At 49.8% G+C, this 26,137-nt stretch carries 18 protein-coding genes; 11 read left to right on the top strand and 7 right to left on the bottom strand.

The window, feature by feature from the left end; all coding sequences use genetic code 11:
* Positions 1 to 37: 37 nt before the first annotated feature.
* Positions 38 to 349 carry an acylphosphatase gene (locus MHB78_RS19590; protein ID WP_046130371.1) on the bottom strand — a complete coding sequence of 104 codons (312 nt, stop codon included), beginning with the start codon at positions 347 to 349 and terminating at the stop codon, positions 38 to 40.
* A 112-nt stretch (positions 350 to 461) separates the two neighbouring features.
* On the opposite strand from MHB78_RS19590, the gene MHB78_RS19585 reads away from it, so the two are divergent.
* Positions 462 to 1,112 (top strand): MOSC domain-containing protein, encoded by a 651-nt coding sequence (locus MHB78_RS19585; protein ID WP_046130370.1) that lies wholly within the window; start codon positions 462 to 464, stop codon positions 1,110 to 1,112.
* 36 nt (positions 1,113 to 1,148) lie between these two features.
* On the opposite strand, the gene MHB78_RS19580 is transcribed toward MHB78_RS19585, so the two are convergent.
* The 4 genes from MHB78_RS19580 to MHB78_RS19565 all read right to left on the bottom strand — a co-directional run bounded on the left by MHB78_RS19580 (position 1,149) and on the right by MHB78_RS19565 (position 4,496).
* Positions 1,149 to 1,280 (bottom strand): YflJ family protein, encoded by a 132-nt coding sequence (locus MHB78_RS19580; protein WP_065894194.1) that lies wholly within the window; start codon positions 1,278 to 1,280, stop codon positions 1,149 to 1,151.
* Between the two features lie 129 nt (positions 1,281 to 1,409).
* Positions 1,410 to 1,565 carry a hypothetical protein gene (locus MHB78_RS19575; RefSeq protein ID WP_099047022.1) on the bottom strand — a complete coding sequence of 52 codons (156 nt, stop codon included), beginning with the start codon at positions 1,563 to 1,565 and terminating at the stop codon, positions 1,410 to 1,412.
* Positions 1,566 to 1,654: 89 nt separating this feature from the next.
* Positions 1,655 to 2,407, bottom strand: a complete 753-nt coding sequence (map, locus tag MHB78_RS19570; protein ID WP_046130369.1) for a type I methionyl aminopeptidase — start codon at positions 2,405 to 2,407, stop codon at positions 1,655 to 1,657.
* Between the two features lie 127 nt (positions 2,408 to 2,534).
* The gene (locus MHB78_RS19565; protein WP_046130368.1) at positions 2,535 to 4,496 is read right to left on the bottom strand and encodes an LTA synthase family protein; all 1,962 of its coding nucleotides are present in this window, start codon (positions 4,494 to 4,496) and stop codon (positions 2,535 to 2,537) included.
* 256 nt (positions 4,497 to 4,752) lie between these two features.
* Between MHB78_RS19565 and MHB78_RS19560 the strand changes: the two genes are divergently transcribed.
* The 8 genes from MHB78_RS19560 to MHB78_RS19525 all read left to right on the top strand — a co-directional run bounded on the left by MHB78_RS19560 (position 4,753) and on the right by MHB78_RS19525 (position 19,348).
* The gene (locus tag MHB78_RS19560; RefSeq protein ID WP_046130366.1) at positions 4,753 to 5,127 is read left to right on the top strand and encodes a DUF1992 domain-containing protein; all 375 of its coding nucleotides are present in this window, start codon (positions 4,753 to 4,755) and stop codon (positions 5,125 to 5,127) included.
* A 138-nt stretch (positions 5,128 to 5,265) separates the two neighbouring features.
* Positions 5,266 to 6,681 (top strand): PTS system trehalose-specific EIIBC component, encoded by a 1,416-nt coding sequence (gene treP, locus MHB78_RS19555; protein ID WP_046130365.1) that lies wholly within the window; start codon positions 5,266 to 5,268, stop codon positions 6,679 to 6,681.
* Between the two features lie 66 nt (positions 6,682 to 6,747).
* Positions 6,748 to 8,436 carry an alpha,alpha-phosphotrehalase gene (gene treC / locus MHB78_RS19550; RefSeq protein ID WP_046130364.1) on the top strand — a complete coding sequence of 563 codons (1,689 nt, stop codon included), beginning with the start codon at positions 6,748 to 6,750 and terminating at the stop codon, positions 8,434 to 8,436.
* 20 nt (positions 8,437 to 8,456) lie between these two features.
* Positions 8,457 to 9,173 carry a trehalose operon repressor gene (treR, locus tag MHB78_RS19545; protein ID WP_046130363.1) on the top strand — a complete coding sequence of 239 codons (717 nt, stop codon included), beginning with the start codon at positions 8,457 to 8,459 and terminating at the stop codon, positions 9,171 to 9,173.
* A gap of 108 nt (positions 9,174 to 9,281) precedes the next feature.
* Positions 9,282 to 9,974, top strand: coding sequence for an acyltransferase (locus MHB78_RS19540; protein WP_046130362.1), 693 nt, complete (start codon positions 9,282 to 9,284; stop codon positions 9,972 to 9,974).
* 149 nt (positions 9,975 to 10,123) lie between these two features.
* The gene (locus tag MHB78_RS19535) at positions 10,124 to 11,917 is read left to right on the top strand and encodes an NTTRR-F1 domain (RefSeq protein ID WP_065894195.1); all 1,794 of its coding nucleotides are present in this window, start codon (positions 10,124 to 10,126) and stop codon (positions 11,915 to 11,917) included.
* 343 nt (positions 11,918 to 12,260) lie between these two features.
* On the top strand, positions 12,261 to 17,078 hold the full coding sequence (locus MHB78_RS19530) for an NTTRR-F1 domain (RefSeq protein WP_340034111.1): 4,818 nt from the start codon (positions 12,261 to 12,263) through the stop codon (positions 17,076 to 17,078).
* Between the two features lie 233 nt (positions 17,079 to 17,311).
* Positions 17,312 to 19,348 carry an NTTRR-F1 domain gene (locus MHB78_RS19525; protein ID WP_340033079.1) on the top strand — a complete coding sequence of 679 codons (2,037 nt, stop codon included), beginning with the start codon at positions 17,312 to 17,314 and terminating at the stop codon, positions 19,346 to 19,348.
* A 171-nt stretch (positions 19,349 to 19,519) separates the two neighbouring features.
* Here the strand turns inward: MHB78_RS19525 and MHB78_RS19520 are convergent, their stop codons facing one another.
* Entirely contained in the window at positions 19,520 to 21,796 is a 2,277-nt protein-coding gene (locus tag MHB78_RS19520; RefSeq protein ID WP_046133046.1) for a glycosyltransferase, read from the bottom strand.
* Positions 21,797 to 21,959: 163 nt separating this feature from the next.
* On the opposite strand from MHB78_RS19520, the gene MHB78_RS19515 reads away from it, so the two are divergent.
* Both MHB78_RS19515 and MHB78_RS19510 read left to right on the top strand, forming a co-directional pair.
* Entirely contained in the window at positions 21,960 to 23,042 is a 1,083-nt protein-coding gene (locus tag MHB78_RS19515) for a glycosyltransferase (RefSeq protein ID WP_046133049.1), read from the top strand.
* A 113-nt stretch (positions 23,043 to 23,155) separates the two neighbouring features.
* Positions 23,156 to 24,877: a glycosyltransferase gene (locus tag MHB78_RS19510; RefSeq protein WP_082094187.1), complete on the top strand. Its 1,722-nt coding sequence runs from the start codon at positions 23,156 to 23,158 to the stop codon at positions 24,875 to 24,877.
* Positions 24,878 to 24,912: 35 nt separating this feature from the next.
* Here the strand turns inward: MHB78_RS19510 and MHB78_RS19505 are convergent, their stop codons facing one another.
* Positions 24,913 to 26,112, bottom strand: coding sequence for a glycosyltransferase family A protein (locus MHB78_RS19505; protein ID WP_046133045.1), 1,200 nt, complete (start codon positions 26,110 to 26,112; stop codon positions 24,913 to 24,915).
* Positions 26,113 to 26,137: the final 25 nt, after the last annotated feature.

Here is a 26,137-nt window from a genome sequence, read left to right as displayed (position 1 = left end):
TCCTTGATATTTAGGTATTTAGTTATTTAACTAAATGCTAAAGTATTTCCCTGAAGAAGTCAAGAGACACGAAAAAATAATATGAGATGTTAAACTTCTGGTATCCGTCAAGCTGTTTCGTTTCCTCGACTGTGACGTCTGTGACGCGTGAAAACGGGCTTCCTTTTTGGACGGCTTTCAGAAACTGTTTCAGGCTTTCTTCAGGCCCTTCGGCACGGATCTCCACAGTGCCGTTATCGCGGTTTTTGACCCAACCGGTCAGTTTCTGTTTATCCGCCTCCATTTGTACGAAGTAGCGGAAGCCGACGCCTTGGACGCGTCCGTCAACAATGATCCGATATTGAAGCACCCTAGAACACCCCTTTTCTTCTATGCTATCATATTTCCCGTTTTTCGATCACGGGATGGACATGAAGAATGCGAATCGCTACAATATGAAAATATAGGAAGGGCGTGATGATTTGGATCAAAAAGAGTATGAGATTTCGTCAATTTATGTAGGATCGCCGGAGGTATGCGAATTTGAAGGGAAGAAAGTGGAGACGGCGATTTTTAAACGTCCCGCCGGCTCTCCCGTATTTTTGAGCAGGACGAATTTTGACGGCGACAAGCAGGCCGATCTCGTCCATCACGGGGGCGCGGATAAGGCCGTGTGCGTCTATCCGGCTGACCATTATCCGTATTGGGAGAACGCGCTTGGCGAAAAGCTTCCTCAGGCTGCATTCGGCGAAAATCTGTCTGTCAAAGGATTAACCGAACAAGATGTATGCATTGGTGACATTTTCAAGCTCGGTGAAGCGCTGGTGCAGGTGAGCCAGCCGCGGCAGCCTTGTTTTAAGCTCGCCAAAAAGCTGAATGTCAAAGATATGGTGCTGAAAGTAAGGGACACCGGCTACAGCGGCTTTTATTTCAGGGTGCTGGAAGAAGGGATCGTTGTACCTGATTCGCGGCTGCGCTTCGTCTCCCGTGACGCGCACGAAATCACTGTCGCATATGCAAACCGTTTGATGTACCATGACCGGAATAATCAGCCAGCCATTCGGAAGATCCTTGAGGTCGAGGCTTTGTCAGAAAGCTGGAGGGCGGCATTTATAAAGCAGCTGGGCGCATAAAAAAAGCCGCACCGGAAAAACGGTGCGGCGTCATGATTATTTTTTTACAGTGTCAAGCAGATTCGCTAAAAAGTGCGTTTTGTAGCTTTGAAGCTTTCTTCCTTCATACGTCGTCATCCCCAGTTTTTTCAATTCTTGAACATACCAGCCTTTGCTTCCGTAATGCATGTCAGAAAACTCCTTTCCATCATGGATTAATTGGCATTCTAACATCCATCCAAAAGCGTTGAAAAGGGGCATAACGAAATTTTCAAAAACTGATTCTTTCGAATCAGTCTAAAGGTATGAATCGAAAGGTTAACGATAGATCAGACTGGTGATGACCATCGCAAGAATCAACATGCTGAGAACGATTCCGATGTATTTCAAAAAACCGTTCTTTTTTTTATGGGCATATACGGTTAATATCACGCTTTCGATGAAAAAAATCAGTCCGATGATGGCAAACAACATAAATAAAAGAGCTCCTTTCAGCCATGCTGTTTTTTATTGTAACATAAAAAACCCGGACTTTGACGGCAGTCCGGGTTTGCGCTTATCGATTAATCCAGCTTCGTTAAAATGACCGGTTCGCCTTTCGTGATCACGATCGTATGCTCGATCTGCGCCACCAGGCTTCCGTCAGGCGTTTTGAACGTCCAGCCGTCTCCTGTTTCTACAACATGTTCGGCTTTGGTCGAAACAAACGGCTCCAGTGCGATGACGGTTCCGTTTTTGAAGAGCGCGCTGTCAAACGGATCATAGTAGTTTAGAATGTGATTCGGCGCTTCGTGAAGCTTTTTTCCGATCCCGTGGCCGGTCAGGTTTTTAATGACGGTAAATCCGTTTGCCTTCGCTTCGTTGTATACGGCTCTGCCGATTTGGTTTTGTTTTTTTCCGGCCCGCGCCTGCTCGAGCCCTTTTTGAAAAGCGCTTTCTGCGCATTGGCACAGCTTGTGCAGCGTTTCATCGCCATTGCCCAATACGAATGAAATTCCGGTGTCTGAATAGTAGCCGCCGAATTCAGCCGAAATGTCGATATTGATCAAATCTCCTTCTTTTAAAATCGTAGAAGTGCTCGGAATGCCGTGGGCCACTTCATCATTGACGCTGATGCACGTCGTTCCCGGGAAATCGTATTCTTTCTCCGGAGCTGATGCGGCTCCGTGGGCTTCAAGCACCTGCTTTCCGATCAGATCGAGCTCTTTTGTACTCATGCCGGGCTCGGCTTTTGCCTTCATTTCTTCCCTCGCCAAAGCGACGATTCTGCCGATTTTTTTGAGCCCTTCAAGCTCTTGGTCATTCGTTACAATCACAGTTCATTCCCGCTTTCTTTTTTTATATTCTACATCAAGCTTACCATATCTGTTCCCGAAAAAGGAACAGCGCGGCCTGGCGGCGAAAAAACACCTGCCTTCCGTCTAAGAAAGCAGGTGTTTTTGATCATTGTCCGGACTCCGATGTCGTTGCTTTAGATGCGTCGGATTCGGAGCTTTTCGGATTATGATTGGTGTAGTCGTAGTCGTTCGGATCGATTGCCTTGAATCCTTTCGGTTTATAGAACCGCAGCAAATCTCCGTCGACGATTTTATCCGACATTTCAAGCTCTTTTTTCACCGATTCATCGATGTTCGGATCGACGTCTTTTTCGCTGAGGAGCTTGCCTGTCTTCGTATCGTAGTAGTTTCCGTTCGTTTTCGTGTACTTCGGCGAAATGAAGTCGCCGTTTCTGAACGGAATCACTTCGCGGTGTTCAGGAGACAGAAGGTCGGAACCGCTCATCAAGTAATCTTTCGTATCCACGCCCATCAAGTGAAGCAGGGTAGGTTCCACATCGACTTCGCCGCCGTATTTGTGGGATTTTACCCCTTTGACACCCGGTGCGTGGATGAACAGCGGAACCCGCTGTAATTGAGCATTCTCATACGGTGTAATATCTTTGCCCAATACTTTGGACATCGCTTTATTATGGTTTTCAGAAATGCCGTAGTGGTCGCCGTACATGACCACAATCGTATTATCATACAATCCTGATTTTTTCAGATCGTTGAAAAACTGTTCGAGCGCCTGATCCATGTAATGAGCCGATTGGAAATACTGGTCAACGACGCTGTCGCCCGTGTTTCCGGCCGGGAAGTCTGTATCGCCTTCATCCATTTCAAACGGGAAATGGTTTGACAGCGTGATGAACTTCGTATAGAACGGCTGCTTCAGGCTATTTAACAGCGGCATGGATTCTTTGAAGAACGGTATATCCTTCATGCCGTAGTTTTTCGTATTCTCTTCGCTCATATCGTAGTACGTCGCGTCGAAAAATTTGTCATATCCGATGGCTTTGTACATTTCATTGCGGTTCCAGAACGTTTTGTAGTTGCCGTGGAAAACCGCGGATGTATAGCCTTGGGATTTCAAAATCGCCGGTGCCGACTGAAGCGTGTTTTGCGCTTTATTGATGAATACCGAACCTTGTGATAAAGGATACAGCGAGTTGTCCATCATAAATTCGGCGTCTGATGTTTTACCTTGTCCAGTTTGGTGGAAAAAGTTATCGAAATAGAACGTTTCATTGTCGTGTGCCAGCGAGTTTAAAAACGGCGTAACTTCTTTGCCGTCAACCTTATAGTCGATGATAAAATTCTGCAGCGATTCCATCGAAATATAGACGACGTTCATGCCTTTCGCTTTTCCGAAATACTTAGGATCCGGCTTATCATAATTGGCTTTGATATAGTTTTCGACGTCTGTAACATCGCTTGATTTTGCAAAGGCGCGCTGGCTGTTTGACCTGATGTTTTGAACCGCGTCGTAGATTGTGAAGTTGTATGTGCCCAAATACTTCACAAGGTAGTTCCGGTCAAATGAGCGGGTGAGAAGCTCCGGACGGTCCATCTCCGCAACTGCAAGATTGGCGAGAAAGACCAGGATGCTTGCACCCATTACGATTTTAAACGGACGCTTTGTCGTTTTTTCAGACGGTCTGTTATAAAAAACGGCCAATGCGATCAATATGATCGTATCGATAAAATAAAAGACATCGAGAGGATGCATTAATGAGAAAATACTGTCCCCGAGCTGTCCGCCGTTTGTTCTTGCCTGCATGATCGTAGGCAGCGTGATAAAGTCACTGAAAAATCTGTAGTATACGATGTTTGCGTAAAGCAAAAAAGACATTAAAAAATGAATCACTATTATGGCTGTCTGCTGTAATTTTTTCTTGAACAGAAGTCCAAATCCAAGAAAGAACAAGCTTGAGCTAATCGGATTCACAAAAAGCAAAATCTTTTGTACTATGTTGGTTATTCCTAAATTAAATTCAATTACATAAGCAGCATACGTTTTTAGCCATAGCAATACAACGGCTATCAGAAAAAAGGCAAGCCCTCTTTCCTTTATAAATCTTTTCATTGTTACACTCCTTTTTCCGGATCAGCATAAAACCATCGGAACGAAAGAAAAAACGAATGTATAAAATATACCATGAAATGCCGATTTAGAAAAGCGTTAACTGAGCCGGCCGAAGAAACGGCAAAACCCCCGGCGGAAAACGGTTTTTTGAGGATTTTTCAGCGATCTGGAAATATTTTGCGCAGACTAGTATTGGCTCTGTTATTGTTTTATGGCAGACTGATTTATAATATGAATGAAAAAGGCTGGTGAGAACATGGATTTCTCATATCTAATCTCTGAGGACAGAATTAAGCGGGCGATTGAGGACGGGGAGTTTGACAGGCTGCCGGGAATGGGCAAGCCGCTTAAAAAAGATGAAGCAGCCCATGTTCCAGAAGATCTCCGGATGGCTTACAGGGTGCTGAAAAACGCCGGAATGGCCGGTGATGAAGGGGCTTTGAAAAAAGAGCTGATGACCATTGAAGAATTGATCGCCAAATGTACGGACGAAAGCGAACGCGAGCGGTTGATGGAAAGAAAAACGGAAAACAGGCTCAAGCTTGACAGGCTTGCAGACAAAAAAGGCCTGTTCGACAAACCTGCGTCCGCTTTTTATAAAGATAAGGTGTATCGCCGGTTCGGCCGTTAGCAGAAATAGAGGCAGACCTTAAAGGTCTGTTTTTTTATTTTTTTGAAAGCGCTGTAAAAAATCTGTTGACTACTTGTATATACAGATATACAATAAAAGCATAACATGTATATACAAGTATAGAACGGAGGGGTTGGCATGGGGGAACTGAACAGATCTGCACGGCAAATTGCCGATGCTATCGGCGGTGCGGAAAATATAGCAGCGGCCACTCACTGTGTGACTCGTTTGCGATTTGCATTAATAGATGAAAGCAAGGTTGATCAAGAGGCGCTTGATCAAATTGACGTCGTGAAGGGATCGTTTTCGGCGAACGGCCAGTTTCAGGTGGTGATCGGCCAGGGGACGGTCAACAGCGTATACGCCGAGTTCGTGAAGGAAACAGGAATCGGCGAAGCCACGAAGGATGATGTGAAGAAAGCTGCTGAGAAAAAGATGAATCCTTTGCAGCGTGCCGTGAAAACGCTTGCAGATATTTTTATTCCGATTTTTCCGGCAATTGTTACAGCTGGATTGCTGATGGGGATCAACAATATTTTAACGGCACAGGACATTTTCTTCAGCGGGAAGTCGATCGTTCAAGTTTATCCGCAGTGGGCTGATCTGGCCAATATGATCAATTTGATTGCGGGAACGGCATTCGCCTTTCTGCCTGCCTTAATCGGCTGGTCGGCCGTGAAGCGTTTCGGCGGCAATCCGCTTCTTGGGATCGTGCTCGGCGTCATGCTGGTGCATCCGGATCTCTTAAACGCCTGGGGATACGGTGCTGCGGAGCAAAGCGGAAAAATCCCCGTTTGGAACCTTTTCGGCCTTGAGGTGCAGAAGGTCGGGTACCAGGGGCAGGTGCTGCCGATATTGATCGCTTCCTATTTGCTTGCGAAAATTGAGCTGTTTTTAACGAAGCGGACTCCCGAAAGCATTCAGCTGCTCGTCGTTGCTCCGATCACGCTGCTTGTGACAGGCTTTGCGTCGTTTATCATCATCGGGCCGGTTACATTTGCAATTGGAAACGCTTTAACTTCCGGGTTTATTGCGGTATTCGGCACATTCGCAGCTCTTGGGGGCCTCTTGTACGGCGGGTTGTACTCGGCCCTCGTCATAACCGGAATGCATCACACGTTCCTTGCGGTTGACCTGCAGCTCATCGGCTCTAAGCTCGGCGGGACATTTTTATGGCCGATGCTCGCGCTCTCCAATATCGCTCAAGGGTCGGCGGCGCTTGCGATGATGTTCATTGTAAAAGATGAAAAACAAAAAGGGCTTTCTTTAACATCAGGTATTTCCGCTTATCTCGGCATTACAGAACCGGCGATATTCGGGGTGAACCTGCGGTACAGGTTTCCGTTTATCATCGCGATGATCAGCTCCGGGCTTGCCGGAATGTATATTTCCTCACAAGGCGTTTTGGCGAGCTCTGTCGGAGTCGGCGGCGTCCCGGGCATTTTCTCAATCATGAGCCAGTATTGGGGCGCGTTTGCGATCGGAATGGCTATTGTGCTGGTGGCGCCGTTTGCCGGAACATACGTCTATGCAAGAATGAAACAAAAATCCTAAACGGGAAGAGACGCATGTTGCGGTCTCTTTTCCCTTTTCAATAGAAAGAAAGTGGTGGTGCTGATAATGGAAACGAAACAACAGCCATGGTGGAAAACAGCCGTGGTCTATCAAATCTATCCGAAAAGCTTCAACGACACGACAGGAAGCGGTGTCGGCGATATTCAGGGCATCATCGAAAAGCTTGATTACATAAAAGAGCTTTCCTGTGATGTCATTTGGCTGACGCCGATCTACGAATCTCCTCAACGTGACAACGGCTATGACATCAGCGACTATTACCGGATTCATGAAGATTACGGAACAATGGAGGACTTTGAGCGGTTGTTGGAGGAAGCCCACAAACGCGGCTTAAAGGTGATCATGGATCTTGTCGTCAACCATACGTCGACAGAGCACAGATGGTTTAAAGAAGCATCATCGGCGAAAGACAATCCTTACCGGAATTTTTATATTTGGAAGGATGGGAAGCCGGACGGATCAGAGCCGACGAACTGGGAGTCGAAATTCGGCGGCTCCGCATGGGCATTTGATGAAAAGACGGGTCAATATTATCTCCATCTTTACGATGTGACGCAGGCTGATTTGAATTGGGAGAATGAAGAGGTCAGAAAAAAAGTATATGAGATGATGCATTTCTGGTTCGAAAAAGGGATTGACGGCTTCAGGCTCGACGTCATCAATGTCATTTCCAAAGACCAGCGCTTTCCGGATGACGACCAAGGAGACGGACGGAGGTTTTATACAGACGGTCCGCGCGTTCACGAATTTTTGCATGAAATGAACAGGGAAGTCTTTTCACAATATGACAGCATGACAGTCGGAGAAATGTCATCGACATCAATTGCCGATTGCATCAAATACACGAACCCTGACAGTCAAGAGCTGAATATGGTGTTTAACTTCCATCATTTAAAGGTCGACTATCCAAACGGGGAAAAGTGGAGCTTAAGCGAATTTGATTTCTTGAAATTAAAGAAGATTCTTTCTGAATGGCAGACGGAGATGAATAAAGGAGGCGGCTGGAATGCGCTGTTCTGGTGCAACCACGATCAGCCGCGGATCGTCTCGCGCTACGGGGACGACGGGAAGCACCGCAAAAAATCGGCGAAAATGCTGGCGACGGCGATCCATATGCTGCAAGGCACCCCTTACATTTATCAAGGTGAAGAAATCGGAATGACCAATCCGAAATTTGATGATATTTCGCAGTATCGGGATGTGGAATCTATAAATATGTATTGCTTAATGAAAGAAGAAGGAAAGCCCGAACAAGAGATCATCGGCATCTTAAAAGCGAAATCGCGCGATAATTCGCGGACACCGATGCAATGGAACGGCGGGGAAAACGCAGGGTTTACGACGGGAACGCCTTGGATTCCGATTCCCGCAAACTACAAAGACATCAATGCCGAGGAAGCGCTGCAAGATCCCGATTCGGTTTTTTACCATTATAAAAAGCTGAATGAGCTGCGGAAAGAATACGAGATTATCACAACAGGCGATTTTCAGCTCATTCTTGAAGGCGATCCGCAGCTTTTCGCATATATAAGAAACGGAAAAAACGAAAAGCTCCTCGTCATCAATAATTTCTACGGCAAGGAAACCGAGTTCCGCCTGCCTGAAACTATCGATTGCGAAGGGTATTCTGCCGAGGTTCTGATCACAAACGATCCGGAGATTCCGGAACAATTCGGCCGTTTTACGGTAAAGCCTTATCAATCGATAGTTTATCATCTTGCCAAACCATGCTAAACTAAGCTGGGTGGTAAAAAATGAAAGTCAACAAATATGTCATGATTTATAAAGAAATCGCCGAACAAATCGATCAGGGCATCCTGAACGCCGGCGATATCCTGCCGTCGGAACACGATCTGACAGACCGGCACGACACGTCGAGGGAAACCGTTCGAAAAGCGCTGAATATGCTTGCTCAAAACGGCTACATTCAAAAAATCAGGGGAAAAGGATCAGTCGTCCTCAACAGGGAAAAAATGCAGTTCCCGGTTTCCGGACTGGTCAGTTTTAAAGAGCTTTCCGAAACGCTTGGAAGAGAGACGAGCACGACCGTACATGAATTCGGCTTGACCCATCCGGGTGTATATATCCAAAAACAGCTTCGGATCAAAGAAGACGAAGAGGTATGGCGAGTCGTCAGGTCCCGGACAATCAACGGAGAGCGCGTCATCCTTGATAAGGATTATTTTATCCGTAAAAGCGTCCCGCTTTTAACGAAAGAGATATGCGAGGATTCCATTTATCAATATATTGAGGAGGAGCTTGGACTCGCGATCAGCTATGCCCACAAGGAAATCGTCGTTGAGCCGTGTACGGAAACGGATCAAACATATTTGGATTTAAACGGATATGAGCACATCGTCGTCGTGAAAAACTATGTGTTCCTCGATGACACGACACTGTTTCAATATACGGAAAGCAGACACCGGCTTGATAAATTCCGGTTTGTCGATTTTGCAAGACGGGAAAAGTAGCATGGTTCGCCTGACGGCGGCCGTGTTTTTTTGTGTGGAGCCGTTTCTCATCGCGTCCAATCTGAATATGATGCCAAAGGCAAGGCATGAGAAATGGAGGCTATGCGAATGATTCATGAGACCGTTAAGGTTGGAAAGAACGTGGTATTGGGAGAAGGTGCCGTCATTGAAGAAAACGTGGCGATCGGGGATGACGTGACGATCGGCCACCATGCGATCATCAAGAAGGATACACAGCTCGGAAGCGGAGTGATGATCGGCGATTTGGCCGTACTCGGCAAAGAGACTTCTTCAAATAAAAAAATGGCGCGCCAGCCGAAAAAAGCAGGCGGACCTTTGGTGATTGAAGATGGATCCGTCATCGGTTCAAACGTTGTCATCTACAGAGACGTCCGCTTGGGAAAGGGCGTGTTTGTGGGCGATATGGCAAGCATCCGCGAAAATGTAACAGTCGGAGAAGAAAGCATCATCGGCCGAAGCGCCATGGTTGAGAACAATACAAAGATCGGGTGCAGGGTTACCGTCCAAACGGGATGCTATATCACCGCCGATATGGAAATCGAAGATCAAGTATTCATCGGTCCGTGCTGTTCAACATCAAATGATAAATATATGGGAACGGGAAATTATCAATATAAAGGTCCAACGATTAAAAGGGGAGCAAAAATCGGCAACAATGCGACATTGCTGCCATCTGTCGTTATCGGAGAACACGCCGTAATCGGCGCCGGAGCCGTCATCACAAGAGATATTCCCGCCGGAAAAACCGCTTACGGCAACCCGGGCAGGGTGATGAAATAACCGTCTTCTATCGAGTGACGGTTATTGACTTTGAGAGAATATATGTTAAATAACGTGACTGCTTGAGAGAAAAAGTCATAGTATATAAAGCTTCAATTTCTATTGAAAGGTAATTGCAGCGAATATATGAAAGAATTGGGGGTGGAAACATGTCCATTCAAAACGCAGTGATTAACGGCAGTTTTGAAAACGGGTCCCTCCCTCCCTGGGCAGGTGCAAATGCTGCTGTTACAAGCCTATTTTCCCATTCGGGGTTTTTCTCGGCAGCTCTTATTGGCGGAACAGTTACTTCCTTCATTGCACAATTTGTTCCGGCAAGTCCGGGAGAAGGAGAGGAATTTCTCGTTTCTTTGGCGAAAACCGGCTTTCTTCCGGCTCCTTCGGTCACAATACAGGTCAGTTATTTTGACAATCAGTTTAACTTTCTTGGAAACGGTCTATTTGCTACCATTCCGGCAGGGAGAATACCCGCTGTCGAAAACGGGACGTGGCTGGAAGTTTACCAAACGACAACTCCGGCTCCGTCAGGAACCACACAGGCATTCATTTTAATCAACAATCTTCCGCAAGCGGGAACCGCGAATATTTTTGTTGATGATGTTGCTTTGTTGAATGCCACGGGAGCGACGGGTCCAACTGGTGCAACGGGAGCAACCGGAGCAACAGGAGCCACAGGGGTAACGGGAGCGACAGGAGCCACGGGTCCAACTGGTGCAACGGGAGCGACAGGAGCGACAGGCGCAACAGGAGCCACAGGCCCAGCCGGAGCGACAGGCGCAACAGGAGCCACCGGACCGACAGGAGCGACAGGAGCAACGGGAGTAACAGGAGCGACAGGAGCAACGGGAGTAACAGGAGCAACGGGAGCGACAGGACCGACCGGAGCAACGGGAGCGACAGGACCGACCGGAGCAACGGGAGTAACAGGAGCAACGGGAGCGACAGGACCGACCGGAGCAACGGGAGCGACAGGACCGACCGGAGCAACGGGAGCGACAGGACCGACCGGAGCAACGGGAGCGACAGGACCGACCGGAGCAACGGGAGCGACAGGACCGACCGGAGCAACGGGAGCGACAGGACCGACCGGAGCAACGGGAGCGACAGGACCGACCGGAGCAACGGGAGCCACCGGAGCGACAGGAGCAACCGGAGCAACAGGCGCCACCGGAGTAACGGGAGCCACCGGAGCAACAGGAGCCACAGGGGTAACGGGAGCGACAGGACCGACAGGACCGACCGGAGCAACGGGAGCCACCGGAGCGACAGGAGCAACCGGAGCAACAGGAGCCACCGGAGCGACGGGAGCAACAGGAGCCACAGGGGTAACGGGAGCGACAGGACCGACAGGACCGACCGGAGCAACGGGAGCCACCGGAGCGACAGGAGCAACCGGAGCAACAGGCGCCACCGGAGCGACAGGAGCAACGGGAGTAACAGGAGCAACCGGAGCCACGGGTCCAACTGGTGCAACGGGAGCGACAGGACCGACCGGAGCCACGGGAGTAACAGGTCCGACTGGCCCAACCGGACCAGGAAGCTTACTTGCAGCCCCAGCTCAGTCAACCTCTCCGCAAACATTAACCATTGGAACGGAAACATCAGTTTTAACAACGTCTATTGTTTCTGCAGCTGACCAAAACATAAAACTGGATTCTATGGCTGAAGTAGATATAGTCATAGGGCCTGCTACTGCTTTTAGCTATAGTGTTATTTTCAGTTTGATTAGAAATGGAGAAGTGGTTGCTGAAGTGTCTGCTGATGCTCAAGATGAAAAATCGGCAGGAACCGTTCGGGTATATAGCGAAATTCCTAATATAACTTGGATTGACATTCCGGGTGCAGGCTCTCAATCTTATGAAATTAGATTAAATGTTACTGGCACAAATCTTCTTTCAGCAACAGTAAATACAAGGTCTTTAAATGCTATAATTTTTGATTAGTTTATAGAAATCCCTTTAGGCAATGTATAACGTACATGCTTAAGGGGATTTTTTATTTGGTAAAGAAAAAATGCCGAAGGTATGACATGAGCTGCAAGCCTTATTTTGATTGACCTTTAAAAGAAGGTCAAAAACCTTAGCACATAACCTAGGATATTAAAACTATATTTAGAATTAAATCTTTATCTTAAAAAACCCTCCTTTTTTTCTGTTTGTAAAAAGAATGAAAATAGAGGATTTTATCTATACGATTCTTATGTATTTTTCATACTTCTATTTGAGGGATGTTTTAATCTCTATTTTAAAAAAAGGTGGTGAAATATGTTTGCCAATCGAAAATAGAATAACGAATGGAGGATTTGAAACAGGCTCTCTTTCACCTTGGTCGGGTTTCAATGCTTCAATAACTTCCAATTTTAGTCACTCCGGTTTTTTCAGTGCTAGTTTATTAACTACATCTATTGCAATATTGGCTCAAAGTTTTCCGGTAAATCCAGGGGAAAACTTTGAATTTCTTTTATCCATCTCTAAAGCAAATAACAACTCCAATCCTGATATTTTAGTAGTAGTAGATTTTTATGATGCTTCATTTAACTTTTTGGAACAGGGATTAAGCATTACAGTTCCTGTGAATCATCTTTTTGCGAGTAATGTTTGGAATGAAATATATGCAACAACTGAGATCGCGCCACCTGGAGCAGCAGTAGGTACACTCTTGATTCAAAAACTTCCTCTTTCAAACGGAGCTCCAATTTTAATTGATGATGTTGCTATGTTAACAATCGAGCAACCTGGAGTGACAGGACCAACAGGACCAACCGGAGCAACGGGTTCAACCGGAGCCACCGGGGCGACAGGAGCCACGGGAGCCACTGGTGCAACCGGAGCCACTGGAGCGACAGGAGCCATCGGAGCAACAGGTGCAACGGGAGTAACAGGTCCGACGGGAGCAACAGGCCCAACCGGAGCAACAGGAGCCACCGGAGCAACAGGAGCCACAGGCCCAGCCGGAGCGACTGGCCCAACCGGAGCAACAGGAGCCACGGGAGCAACCGGAGCGACAGGAGCCACGGGTCCAACCGGAGTAACAGGTCCAACGGGAGCAACGGGAGCAACCGGGGCAACGGGAGCAACCGGAGTAACAGGTCCAACGGGAGCCACCGGAGCGACCGGAGCAACAGGTCCAACGGGAGCAACAGGCGCAACTGGAGTAACCGGCGCAACTGGTGCAACCGGAGCGACAGGAGCAACAGGACCGACAGGTCCGACGGGACCAACCGGGGCAACCGGAGCCACCGGAGTAACAGGAGCAACCGGAGTAACAGGAGCAACGGGTCCAACGGGAGCCACTGGTGCAACCGGAGCAACCGGAGCCACCGGAGTAACAGGAGCAACGGGTCCAACTGGAGCGACAGGTCCGACAGGAGCGACAGGAGCCACTGGTGCAACAGGAGCAACCGGAGTAACGGGAGCAACCGGAGTAACGGGAGCCACCGGAGCAACAGGAGCCACCGGAGCGACAGGTGCAACGGGTCCAACCGGAGTAACAGGTCCAACGGGAGCAACGGGAGTAACCGGAGCGACAGGAGCAACGGGAGTAACAGGAGCAACGGGAGTAACAGGAGCAACCGGAGTAACAGGAGCAACGGGAGCAACCGGAGCGACAGGAGCCACCGGAGCAACAGGTGCAACGGGAGTAACAGGTCCGACGGGAGCAACGGGAGTAACCGGAGCTACGGGAGCAACGGGAGCCACCGGAGCGACAGGAGCAACAGGACCGACAGGTCCGACGGGACCAACCGGGGCAACCGGAGCCACCGGAGTAACAGGAGCCACCGGAGTAACAGGAGCCACCGGAGTAACAGGAGCCACCGGAGTAACAGGAGCGACAGGAGCCACCGGGGCGACAGGAGCCACCGGAGCAACAGGTGCAACGGGAGTAACAGGTCCGACGGGACCAACCGGGGCAACCGGAGCCACCGGAGTAACAGGAGCAACGGGAGTAACCGGCGCAACAGGTGCAACCGGAGCGACAGGAGCAACAGGCCCAGCAGGTCCAACAGGAACAACTGGAGCGACAGGAGCCACCGGAGCGACAGGAGCCACCGGAGTAACAGGAGCCACCGGAGCAACCGGAGTAACGGGAGCGACAGGCGCAACCGGACCGACCGGAGCAACAGGTCCAACGGGAGCCACCGGAGCGACAGGGGCAACCGGAGTAACGGGAGCAACCGGCGCAACAGGAGCCACTGGCGCAACCGGAGTAACGGGAGCGACAGGTGCAACGGGAGCAACCGGGGCAACGGGAGCAACCGGGGCAACAGGAGCAACGGGAGCAACCGGGGCAACAGGAGCAACGGGAGTAACAGGAGCAACGGGAGCAACCGGGGCAACAGGAGCAACGGGAGTAACAGGAGCAACGGGAGTAACCGGAGCGACAGGTGCAACAGGCCCAGCAGGTCCAACTGGAGCGACAGGTGCAACAGGAGCCACTGGCGCAACCGGAGTAACGGGAGCGACAGGTGCAACGGGAGCCACCGGGGCAACCGGAGCCACCGGGGTAACCGGAGTAACGGGAGCCACCGGGGCGACAGGAGCCACGGGAGCCACTGGTGCAACAGGAGCCACCGGAGCAACCGGACCGACAGGTCCGACGGGACCAACCGGGGCAACGGGACCAACCGGAGTAACAGGTCCAACGGGAGCAACCGGAGTAACAGGAGCAACCGGAGTAACAGGAGCAACCGGGGTAACAGGAGCCACCGGGGTAACCGGAGCAACGGGAGCGACAGGCCCAACAGGAGCAACCGGAGTGACGGGTCCAACCGGAGCAACCGGTCCAACTGGAGCGACAGGAGCGACAGGAGCCACTGGTGCAACAGGAGCAACCGGCGCAACAGGAGCCACTGGCGCAACCGGAGTAACAGGAGCAACCGGGGTAACGGGAGCCACTGGAGCAACAGGTGCAACGGGAGTAACAGGTCCGACGGGAGCAACCGGAGTAACAGGAGCAACCGGAGCAACGGGAGCAACAGGAGTAACCGGAGCAACCGGAGTAACAGGAGCAACCGGGGTAACAGGTGCAACGGGAGCGACAGGTCCGACAGGAGCGACGGGAGTAACCGGAGCGACAGGAGCAACGGGTCCAACCGGAGTGACAGGAGCAACGGGTCCAACCGGAGTAACAGGTCCAACGGGAGCAACCGGGGCAACGGGAGCAACCGGAGCGACAGGCGCAACGGGAGTAACGGGAGCAACAGGAGCAACGGGAGCAACCGGAGTAACGGGAGCGACAGGGGCAACAGGGGCAACAGGACCGACAGGTCCGACGGGACCAACCGGGGCAACGGGAGCAACCGGAGTAACGGGAGCGACAGGCGCAACTGGACCAACCGGGGCAACGGGAGCAACCGGAGCGACAGGCGCAACGGGAGTAACGGGAGCAACAGGAGCAACGGGAGCGACAGGAGCAACTGGACCAACCGGGGCAACGGGAGCAACCGGAGTAACGGGAGCGACAGGCGCAACTGGACCAACCGGGGCAACGGGAGCAACCGGAGTAACAGGTCCAACGGGAGCAACCGGACCGACCGGAGCAACAGGTCCAACGGGAGCAACAGGCGCAACTGGAGTAACCGGCGCAACTGGTGCAACCGGAGCGACAGGCGCAACTGGAGTAACCGGCGCAACTGGTGCAACCGGAGCAACAGGTCCAACGGGAGCAACAGGCGCAACTGGAGTAACCGGAGTAACAGGAGCAACGGGTCCAACGGGAGCGACAGGTCCGACAGGAGCAACGGGTCCAACGGGAGCGACAGGAGCCACCGGACCGACCGGAGCAACAGGAGCAACGGGAGCGACAGGTCCGACGGGACCAACCGGAGCAACCGGAGCCACCGGAGCGACAGGAGCAACCGGAGCCACCGGAGCGACAGGGGCAACAGGACCGACAGGTCCGACGGGACCAACCGGTGCAACGGGAGCAACCGGAGCAACGGGTCCAACGGGAGCGACAGGTCCGACAGGAGCAACGGGAGTAACGGGAGCGACAGGAGCGACAGGAGCAACGGGAGTAACCGGAGCGACAGGGGCAACAGGACCGACAGGCCCAACCGGAGCCACCGGAGCAACGGGAGTAACCGGAGCGACAGGAGCAACGGGAGTAACGGGAGTAACGGGAGCGACAGGAGCAACGGGAGTAACCGGAGCGACAGGAGCAACGGGAGTAACGGGAGTAACGGGAGCGACAGGAGCAACGGGAGTAACCGGAGCGACAGGAGCAACGGGAGTAACCGGAGCGACAGGAGCGACGGGAGTAACCGGAGCGACAGGAGCAACGGGACCAACCGGAGTGACAGGAGCAACGGGACCAACCGGAGTGACAGGAGCAACGGGTCCAACCGGAGTGACAGGAGCAACGGGTCCAACCGGAGTGACAGGAGCAACGGGAGCAACCGGAGTAACAGGTCCAACGGGAGCAACCGGACCGACCGGAGCAACAGGTCCAACGGGAGCAACAGGCGCAACTGGAGTAACCGGCGCAACTGGTGCAACCGGAGTAACAGGAGCCACCGGGGTAACGGGAGCCACTGGAGCAACAGGAGCGACGGGTCCAACCGGAGTGACAGGAGCCACTGGAGCCACGGGAGCGACGGGTCCACCAGGTCCAACCGGACCACCAGGGGCGATAGTTGAGGGATCGCCAGGTCCAACCGGTCCACCAGGCCCAACTGGACCAGCTAGCCCGCAAACAGCGCTTTTCTTTACAAATACCTCAGGCTCAATTTCAGTCTATAATCCACCAACTGTTCCGTTAAATACTGAAGTAACTGTTGTGACAGTACCAGGTGTAGCTGTAAGCATTGGTCAAAATGTTAAAATCGATTATGCTCTTGCGGTGGAGGCTGTAAATGCTGCAAACAGCAATATTATTTTTGAATTAAGGCTTTATCGAGATGGGTCTCTACTTCAAACTAGAATATTTAATAGAAGTCTTGCGGTCGCTGGAACACAAAGATTTCCGTTAGCGAACACTTTTGTTGATGTTATACCTGCTGCTGCAACGGCTACCTATACAGTCAGAGTAGCTGTAACAACGGCTTCAAACGTAACTTCTGCAGCGGCATTCAATAGGGATTTAAATATCATTCGATTCCCTTAGGAAAAGGGGGATGTTCTTTTAGAGCATCCCTTTTTATTTTTTAATTAACTAAAATAGAAAGTTTTTAGAGCATCCATTTTAAAAATATCTAGACTCCCTAATTGTAGCTATAAATGTGTTTTATTCGTATGTAAAATAACGTGACCGAGTTATATATGAATTCATAGTATATGCTAGCTTCAATCTTTGAATAAGCATTGAAGCAAATCTAAGAAAAGGAGGTAAAATCCTATATGTCGATTCAAAATGTAGTTGTTAATGGGGGGTTCGAGACAGGGACACTCCCGCCTTGGATTGGCCAAAATGCAACGGTCACAACTCAATTTTCTCATTCAGGTTTTTGGTCGACAACATTGCTGGGAGGAAATGTGGTTTCGTTTATAGCGCAATTTGTCCCAGTTAATCCTGGAGAGGGGTTAGAGTTTCTAGTATCTTTGGCCAAATCAGGATTTTTACCATCTCCTCAAGTGCAAATACAGGTTTCTTTTTTTGATAGTTCATTTAACTTCCTTGGACAGGGGCTATTTGTTAATATTCCATTTAATAGATTACCGGTTGTTGAAAATAACACATGGATTGAAATCTACCAAACGACAGATCCTGCTCCTTCGGGATCTACCATGGCGTTTATTTTAATTAATACGCTTCCGCAATTTGGAACTGCCAATGTCATAGTAGACGATGTAGCACTTTTACAGACTGATGGAGCGGCAGGTCCAACAGGTCCAACAGGTCCAACAGGAGCAACCGGCCCAACCGGTCCGACAGGAGCGACAGGCCCAACAGGCCCAACAGGCCCAACAGGAGCAACGGGAGCGACAGGAGCAACGGGAGCGACAGGAGCAACGGGAGCAACCGGTCCGACAGGAGCGACAGGTCCAACAGGAGCAACCGGTCCGACAGGAGCGACAGGTCCAACAGGAGCAACCGGTCCGACAGGAGCGACAGGCCCAACAGGAGCAACCGGTCCGACAGGAGCGACAGGTCCAACAGGAGCAACGGGAGCGACAGGTCCAACAGGAGCGACAGGCCCAACAGGAGCAACGGGAGCGACAGGCCCAACAGGAGCAACGGGAGCGACAGGTCCAACAGGAGCGACAGGCCCAACAGGAGCAACGGGAGCGACAGGCCCAACAGGAGCAACGGGAGCGACAGGCCCAACAGGAGCAACGGGAGCGACAGGCCCAACAGGAGCAACCGGTCCGACAGGAGCGACAGGAGCGACAGGCCCAACAGGAGCAACCGGTCCGACAGGAGCAACCGGTCCGACAGGAGCGACAGGTCCAACAGGAGCGACAGGTCCAACAGGAGCAACCGGCCCAACAGGAGCGACAGGAGCAACCGGTCCGACAGGAGCGACAGGAGCAACCGGTCCGACAGGAGCGACAGGAGCAACCGGTCCGACAGGAGCGACAGGAGCAACCGGTCCGACAGGAGCGACAGGTCCAACAGGAGCAACCGGTCCGACAGGAGCGACAGGCCCAACAGGAGCAACGGGAGCGACAGGTCCGACAGGAGCAACCGGTCCGACAGGAGCCACCGGAGCAACGGGAGCGACAGGTCCGACAGGAGCCACCGGAGCAACCGGAGCAACCGGCCCAACAGGAGCAACCGGTCCGACAGGAGCGACAGGCCCAACAGGAGCAACGGGAGCGACAGGAGCGACAGGTCCGACAGGAGCGACAGGAGCAACGGGAGCGACAGGTCCGACAGGAGCAACGGGAGCGACAGGTCCGACAGGAGCAACCGGAGCAACGGGAGCGACAGGTCCGACAGGAGCGACAGGTCCAACAGGAGCAACCGGTCCGACAGGAGCGACAGGTCCAACAGGAGCAACCGGTCCGACAGGAGCGACAGGCCCAACCGGAGCAACGGGAGCGACAGGTCCGACAGGAGCAACCGGTCCGACAGGAGCCACCGGAGCAACGGGAGCGACAGGTCCGACAGGAGCAACCGGAGCAACCGGAGCAACCGGCCCAACAGGAGCAACCGGTCCGACAGGAGCGTCAGGCCCAACCGGAGCAACGGGAGCGACAGGAGCGACAGGTCCGACAGGAGCAACGGGAGCGACAGGTCCAACAGGAGCAACCGGTCCGACAGGAGTAACAGGAGCCACCGGAGCAACGGGAGCGACAGGTCCGACAGGAGCGACAGGATCAACAGGAGCAACCGGTCCGACAGGAGCGACAGGTCCGACAGGAGCAACGGGAGCGACAGGTCCGACAGGAGCAACGGGAGCGACAGGCCCGACGGGACCAACCGGCCCATAACAACAATTTAGTTGCTATATAGCTTGTTTTCTAACTGGTTTGTCTATTTGGAATCGGGGAAAGTTTTAAGGGGTGTATGAAAGCTGCGGTTTTCATACGCCTCTTTTTATGTACTGAAAGAAAAAGGACTGCCGATAAGCTAAGGCAGTCCTTCTTTTTTATATGGATCAATCAAATTGTAAGTAAATGTTTGATCTCTATTTTTAGTTTATCAATGTTTTGTTTATATGTTTCACCTCCGGAGCTTAAACTCAAATCAAAGTAGTGCTCCATTTTTTCAATCAGCGGCATGACGCACATCTTCCTCTCTTCCTGATCGAGATGCTGTGTAAAGTTATTGCTTTGGTAATCAATTGCTGTGTTTGCATAGACTTTTCCAAGCGTATAGTACTTCATCGCGGCTCGCTCGGTCGGCTCAAGCTCATTCCATTTGATGTTCGGCAAATAGATTTCTTCGCTGAAATGGTTGATGATATATTCCATTACATAAATAATAGACGGAATTCTTTTAGCGACATTGTAGGTGAAATTATCCTGGTGCCTGCGGTAGCAATAGGCAGGTTTGTGAACGTATCGGCGTTTCCAGCCGCGTTTGATGTTTACAATGCTGTTGAGCGCGTCGCCGGCATATGGATTTTTGGAATCGACCACCCAGGAATGGTTATGATCCCGGTAAAAAGACAGTTTGTATAGCCCGACCATTGGATACACGCCGGAACCGCTTCTTTCAAAGGTCCTGCGGACGGTTTCATTATCTGTATAAGGCTTATAGATCCAGCTCCCGATTCGATTTCCGTTTTTATCGACCAGCAAAAAGTCGCCGTACACATAATCCAAATCCTCTTGTTCAAGAAAATATGTGATAAAATCAGCGAGCACCTCTTCATGCGCCAAATAGTCATCCGCGCTGATAGGCATAACATATTCTCCAGAAGCTTCTTCAAAAATTTCTGCAAATGCCGTATCCGCCATGCCGGAATTTTCGCGATGGCATATCGCTTTGATATGGGGGTATTTGTCTTGATATGCACTGATAATGTCAAGGGAATCGTCTGTAGAACAGTCATCTACGATGATGATTTCGATGTTCGGGTGCGTTTGATTGATCACGGATTGAAGGCATTGGTCCAAAAAGCGGGCGTAGTTATAATTCACGATGCCGACCGTGATTTTGGGAGGATCAAAAAAGACGGTCCGGGTTTTTGTTTTTGCGGGTTTTGCAAATCGGGAGACGGTTTCTTCGATTGTTTTCATTTGTTTTTCTAATGAATAGTGTTCTTCGATAAAGGCGCGGTATTGGTTTGATGAATAGTCGTCTTCAGTGATCATTTCGACGAGTTCATCAATCGTATTCCATACATAGGATCCATCATAAATGGTTTTGGCGCCGTAAAAATTGTGAACGAGCGGCTTCAGCCCTTTTGCCATCGCTTCCATTACCGACATTTGCTGGCTTTCTAAAAGGCTTGTCGAAATCAGGTAGTGCTTATCCTCCAAGTATTGATTAACATCACTTTGCCAGCCGTCGATTTGAACACTGCCTGCTAGACCAAGTTCTTCAATCATTTGCTGAAAGTATAATTGATAGCGGATGTCCTGGTACTGGCCTGCGATAAATAGCTTATATCTCGGGTCTTTGTCGTGGATGGCCTTAAACGCGTGCAATAAAAGCATCGGGCCTTTCTTGTAATTGATATATCCGACATAAGCGATATGAAATCCTTTTTCGCGCTCTCTAAACGTATACCGCTCTAAATCAACTCCGTTTGGAATCGTCACGGTCTTCGTTTTATCCAGGCTTTTCACATGCTTGACGATGTACTCCTCCATATGCTTACCATCAAAAATGACCTGGTCAATAACATCCCAGCGAACCTGATAAGGATACGATGTAAAAGCCTCATAGCTGTGAAGCCTGCAAATTAAGGTTTTTTCGTGAGCGAGAGGCAGTTTGCTTCCGTAAATGGTTAGGTTGTCGCACCATTCAAACCAGCAAATGTCCGCCCACTTCATCCCGTTGTCGATTTGTCTGAGATCTGTGATGATCAGTTTCAGTGCTCTGTATGATTTTGGGAGATGTTCGGCTACAGAGTGTATAAACGTATCTAAACCGGGTTTGACAAAAAAGACGATTTTCGGCCGAAGGCTTTCGACGCTTCGAAAAAGTTCGATTTTCTCGCGAAACAGTTTTTCTTTCTGTACTTTATCCATAAAAAGAGCGGCATCATCATACCATTCACAGGCTTCTTGAAGGCGGCGCTTTTTCTCATTGATAAAACCTAAACTGACCAGCGAGGAAATCTCGAATGGATCGGTTTTCATTTTCTCCTCAATCAGCCGTTCAGCTTCGTCCCATCTGTTTTCATCTATCATTTTAATGATGCCGTTGTCCGTAGCAGCGAGATCGAGTGAACACAGCAGCAGTTCTAATTCATTGTTTTGGGTCATCAAAATCCTCCTGTTAGACGTTGAATTTCACTAGTAATATCTATATTCACAAATAGAAAGAAGTTTCCGGGTGATCCATTGATTCATGATAAGGACACAAACAAGAAGCATAATGCTCTCATAATCTATTGAAGTGAAAATAAAGATGAAGGAAGTGAACGGTTTGATCACAATCAGCCTTTGTATGATTGTTAAAAATGAAGAAGAAGTATTGGCAAGATGTCTTGATACCGTAAAAGACATCGTAGACGAAATCAATATCGTCGATACGGGATCGACCGATAAAACGGTGGAGATTGCGAAACAATACACAGACCGCGTCTTTTTCTTTGAGTGGATCGGCGATTTTGCAGCCGCAAGGAATGAATCGTTTAAGCATGCCACGAAAGATTACATTCTATATCTTGATGCAGATGATGTCCTGCTTGAGAAAGACCGCAAGAAATTAAAAGAATTAAAAGAGACGCTCGATCCGTCCGTTGATTCGGTCTCGATGTATTATGACGCCGGAACGGATGAATTCGGAAACGTCACGTTACGATACCGGCGCAACCGCCTGGTCAAACGCGAGAAAAATTTTAAATGGAGAGGCGACTGCCACCAGTATCTGGAGGTTTACGGCAATATCATCAATGCCGATATTTCGGTGACGCATAAAAAAATCCGCCATTCCGTCGGACGGAATCTCAATATTTATCAAAAGAAAATTGACCGCGGCGATGCGTTTTCTCCGAGAGACCATTTTTACTACGGAAACGAACTGAGAGAGAACGGGCATTATGAGAAGGCGATCGAAAGCTATAACAAAAATATTGAAATGAAAGAAGGATGGATTGAGGACAAAGTATACGCCTGCATCAATAAAGCGGACTGCTACCGCTATCTCGGGGATATGGAAAATGAGCTCAGATCGCTGTTCCAGTCGTTTGAATTTTCGAAAACGCCGCGCGCGGAGACATGCAGCAGAATCGGTTACAACTTTCAGCGCAGGCGGGAATATCAGGCGGCGATTTATTGGTATGATCAGGCGACAAAGCAGGTTCCAGACTCAAATAAATGGAGCTTCAGCTATCCGGCGTATTACACATGGTATCCGCATCTGCAAATGTGTGTGTGTTATTATAATTTGGGAGATTTTGGGAAATCGTATGAACACAATGAAGAGGCCAGAAAATATCGTCCGGAGGATAAGTCCGTCCTTCATAATAAGCAGTTGCTTGAAGGAAAATTAGGCATAAAAAAATAATCGGGGAAAAGCTTACTTTTGAAAAGTAGGCTTTCTTTTAGGCGGCGGGTGGCAATTTGCAGTGCGAGATCATAAATTATTCCAAATCAAGCTGAATAACGAAGGAGGGATCTATGCTGCGCGAAACTTACCTTTCATTTGACGGCTGCACCAGGATGATAACGGATGAGCCGTTATTGACGGCATTGGAAAATACGTTCACGATCGAGTTTTGGGCAAAGCCTGAGGCCGAGACTTTACACGACTTCCGGTTCGCCGTTACGCCGATTTCCGGAGCCTATGGGGACGGCGATGATTCGCGGGCCGGTGTGGGTGTGGCCGTTGGAACGGACGGCGTTGTCATATATGAGCATACAGCGGACGACCTGGCAGCTGTTTTGCATTGTGCCGCGTCGCTCTATGATTGGACGCACATCGCCGTTGTATATGATGATAAAGTCCCGTCCATTTACATCAATGGAGCGTTTGCCGCAAAGGGGACGGTCAGCAGAAGCGATGCGGCGGTTCCGTCAGGCGTGTTCGGGGGAATGAAGACGGGCGGCTTTTATGAGGGAGGCCTGAAAGAAATAAGAGTGTGGAAGGCAGCAAAAACACAATCGGAGCTCAAACGGCACATCAATCAGGAACTTCGCGGAGATGAATCAGGCCTTTTCAGGTATTGGAAATTAGACGAAGGAGCTGGGGACACGGTCAGAGATTCGGTCAATCATCTTCACGGAACGATTGCGAAAGCGAAATGGCAGATGTCAGAGACGCCGATCAACATCTTATTTGCGTACATCGTACCGAGCGGAGGGATTGAAACGCTAAACAGGCAGCGCTGCTACGGACTGGCTAAGCATAAGGTTAACTGCCATTTTTTATACACAGCAGACGGGATCGGTCTGCAAAATGAGCTCGATACGTCAATCTTTGTCACGGACAGTGACGAAGAAATCAAACAGATCATTTATGAGGGTAAATATGACGCGATCGTCGTCAGCTCGGATGTTCGGTTGGCGAAAAGGCTGCGCAATCTCGGATATCAAGGGATTCTGATTTATGAAATTCAAGGGGCGGGAATCAACAAGGAATACATTGACCAATATATTAAACATTTCGCTTATTCGGTGGTTCAGAAGGATTGTGATGCCGTGCTGCACCCGCCGACGCCGCATCTCGTCAAAGCGATCAACACGTATTTTCCTGCTAAGAAAAAGTTCTGTTTGCAAAATTGTTTTCATACGAAAGAATTTCACTATCAAGTCTATCCTTTAGAAAAAAATCCGGTGATCGGCTGGGTTGGGAGGCTTGAAGACAATAAAAACTGGCGGGAGTTTTTGTTGATCGGAGCGGAATTTATCAAGGAAAATCCTGAAGTCAAGCTATGGATGTTCGAAGACAGTACCTTGTCGAGAGCAACGGAGAGAAACGCCTTTGAACAAAAACTCAAAGAACTGAAAATCAGCCGGAATGTGGAGATTTTCGCCAATCAACCCCATCGTAAAATGGCGGAATACCTCTCCATCATCGGCGATTCCGGCGGCTTTTTGTGCTCTACATCAAAAGTGGAAGGGTTCGGGTATGCGGTTCTTGAAGCTATGGTTTGCAGGTGCCCCGTCCTGTCTTCAAACTCGGACGGCGTGCGCAATTTCATCGACCACAACGTGACGGGGAAATTCTATCGGTCAGGCAGCATTGAAGAAGCAGTCAAAGAAGGGAAAGAATTGATGGATAATCTAGCTTTAAGAGAAGTAATCAGACAAAATGCCGTCAAACACATTGAAACGAATTTTTCTCCGGACAAGTACGCAGAAGAATTCTTACGCATGATAAAAAAACTCAAAAAAGGGTGAAAGTCAATATCCCTCTGAATCCAGAGGGATATTTGTCATTTCTTTAAAATGTCGGCAAGCGTTTCCGTATGGTATATCTGGCTGAATGCCGGTTCGTTTTCCGGGATGACGGCGCGATGGCTGATGTGCCCGTTGTCATTGACAAAAAAGACGATATGCTTTGCTTCGGCGCCCCTTGCTTTGTATTGGAGATAATAATGAAACAAACGATTCAGCATCACGTGATTCGAAGGAAAAGCGCCTTTTCCGTAAAGCATGGCGAGCGGTGCATCGGCATTTTGGATTCCGGTTAAAATAGCGGTGTCTTCAGAGGCACCCGGCAGATGGAGAAAGGTCAGCCGCGGATCTTCAATTGCTTTGAGCGCTTCGGACGCCGATTGATCAGGCGTTGTGTCAAGCGCCGTAATCTGATAATTGCTGAACGTCTGTTCAAGGAGCCGCTCCAGTTGATCGACCGTTTGCAGAGATCCGTCAGAAACCGGATAGATGACCGTCAGCTCACACGGAATGTTCCGCCGCTTTCTGGCTTCGAGCTTTGCGAGGTTTAGCGCATGGCGAAATCTGCGATGCTGCTCCTTTGAGTGCCTCAGCTGCGCCGATACGCTCAATGGGGAATCGACCCGGTACGCCGCTAACACCTCCGGAATGTACACAATATCGCAATGTTCGGTCAGCCGCAGCCAATACTCATAATCTTCGACAGGCCACAGCTGATATCCGCCCGTCTTTGCCGCCGCTTTTGACTTATACATAAAAGAGGCGCCGATAAAGCAAATATCGAGAAGCGTTTCCTTCGGCTGCCCCTGATAATTGGAAAATTGCTCTCTTAGGACGGTGCCTTTGTGGTCGATATGGTAAAAATTGCTGTAGGATAAGCCGACGTTTTCCGGCGCGTTTTCAAGCGCGTTCCGATGCTTTTCGATAAATTCGGGATCATACACATTATCGCTGGACACCCATGTTAAGTAACGAATCGATTCAAACTTCTGCAAATAGTTGAAACCCGTATTTAAAGCTTTTGCGATCCCTTCATTTTTCTCCTTTTCAATCAGATGAACCCTCTCGTCTCCTTCGGTTTCGCGTTTGATGATCTCGATATGATCACTCGGTGCTCCGTCAGATACGACGGCAAAATAATAGTTTGTAAAGCTTTGCTCAAGCACCGATTTCAGCGCAAGTTTCAAATAGTCATGATTCTGTTTATACACGGGCATGACAATTCCGACATCCCTCATTTGCATCCCTCTTTAACTTCAAATT

This window comes from Bacillus sp. FSL K6-0138 (genome assembly GCF_037982765.1).
Classification (GTDB): Bacteria; Bacillota; Bacilli; order Bacillales; family Bacillaceae; genus Bacillus; species Bacillus glycinifermentans.
This window is presented reverse-complemented; position numbering and strand designations above follow the sequence as displayed.

Bases quoted from the DNA above. Each gene is read 5' to 3' on its own strand.
- MHB78_RS19510 (WP_082094187.1), top strand. From the start codon at position 23,156: ATGCTGCGCGAAACTTACCTTTCATTTGACGGCTGCACCAGGATGATA.
- MHB78_RS19580 (WP_065894194.1), bottom strand. From the start codon at position 1,280: ATGCATTACGGAAGCAAAGGCTGGTATGTTCAAGAATTGAAAAAACTG.
- MHB78_RS19525 (WP_340033079.1), top strand. From the start codon at position 17,312: ATGTCGATTCAAAATGTAGTTGTTAATGGGGGGTTCGAGACAGGGACA.
- MHB78_RS19540 (WP_046130362.1), top strand. From the start codon at position 9,282: ATGATTCATGAGACCGTTAAGGTTGGAAAGAACGTGGTATTGGGAGAA.
- MHB78_RS19535 (WP_065894195.1), top strand. From the start codon at position 10,124: ATGTCCATTCAAAACGCAGTGATTAACGGCAGTTTTGAAAACGGGTCC.
- treP (WP_046130365.1), top strand. From the start codon at position 5,266: ATGGGGGAACTGAACAGATCTGCACGGCAAATTGCCGATGCTATCGGC.
- treR (WP_046130363.1), top strand. From the start codon at position 8,457: ATGAAAGTCAACAAATATGTCATGATTTATAAAGAAATCGCCGAACAA.
- MHB78_RS19505 (WP_046133045.1), bottom strand. From the start codon at position 26,112: ATGAGGGATGTCGGAATTGTCATGCCCGTGTATAAACAGAATCATGAC.
- MHB78_RS19520 (WP_046133046.1), bottom strand. From the start codon at position 21,796: ATGACCCAAAACAATGAATTAGAACTGCTGCTGTGTTCACTCGATCTC.
- treC (WP_046130364.1), top strand. From the start codon at position 6,748: ATGGAAACGAAACAACAGCCATGGTGGAAAACAGCCGTGGTCTATCAA.
- MHB78_RS19560 (WP_046130366.1), top strand. From the start codon at position 4,753: ATGGATTTCTCATATCTAATCTCTGAGGACAGAATTAAGCGGGCGATT.
- MHB78_RS19565 (WP_046130368.1), bottom strand. From the start codon at position 4,496: ATGAAAAGATTTATAAAGGAAAGAGGGCTTGCCTTTTTTCTGATAGCC.
- MHB78_RS19575 (WP_099047022.1), bottom strand. From the start codon at position 1,565: ATGTTGTTTGCCATCATCGGACTGATTTTTTTCATCGAAAGCGTGATA.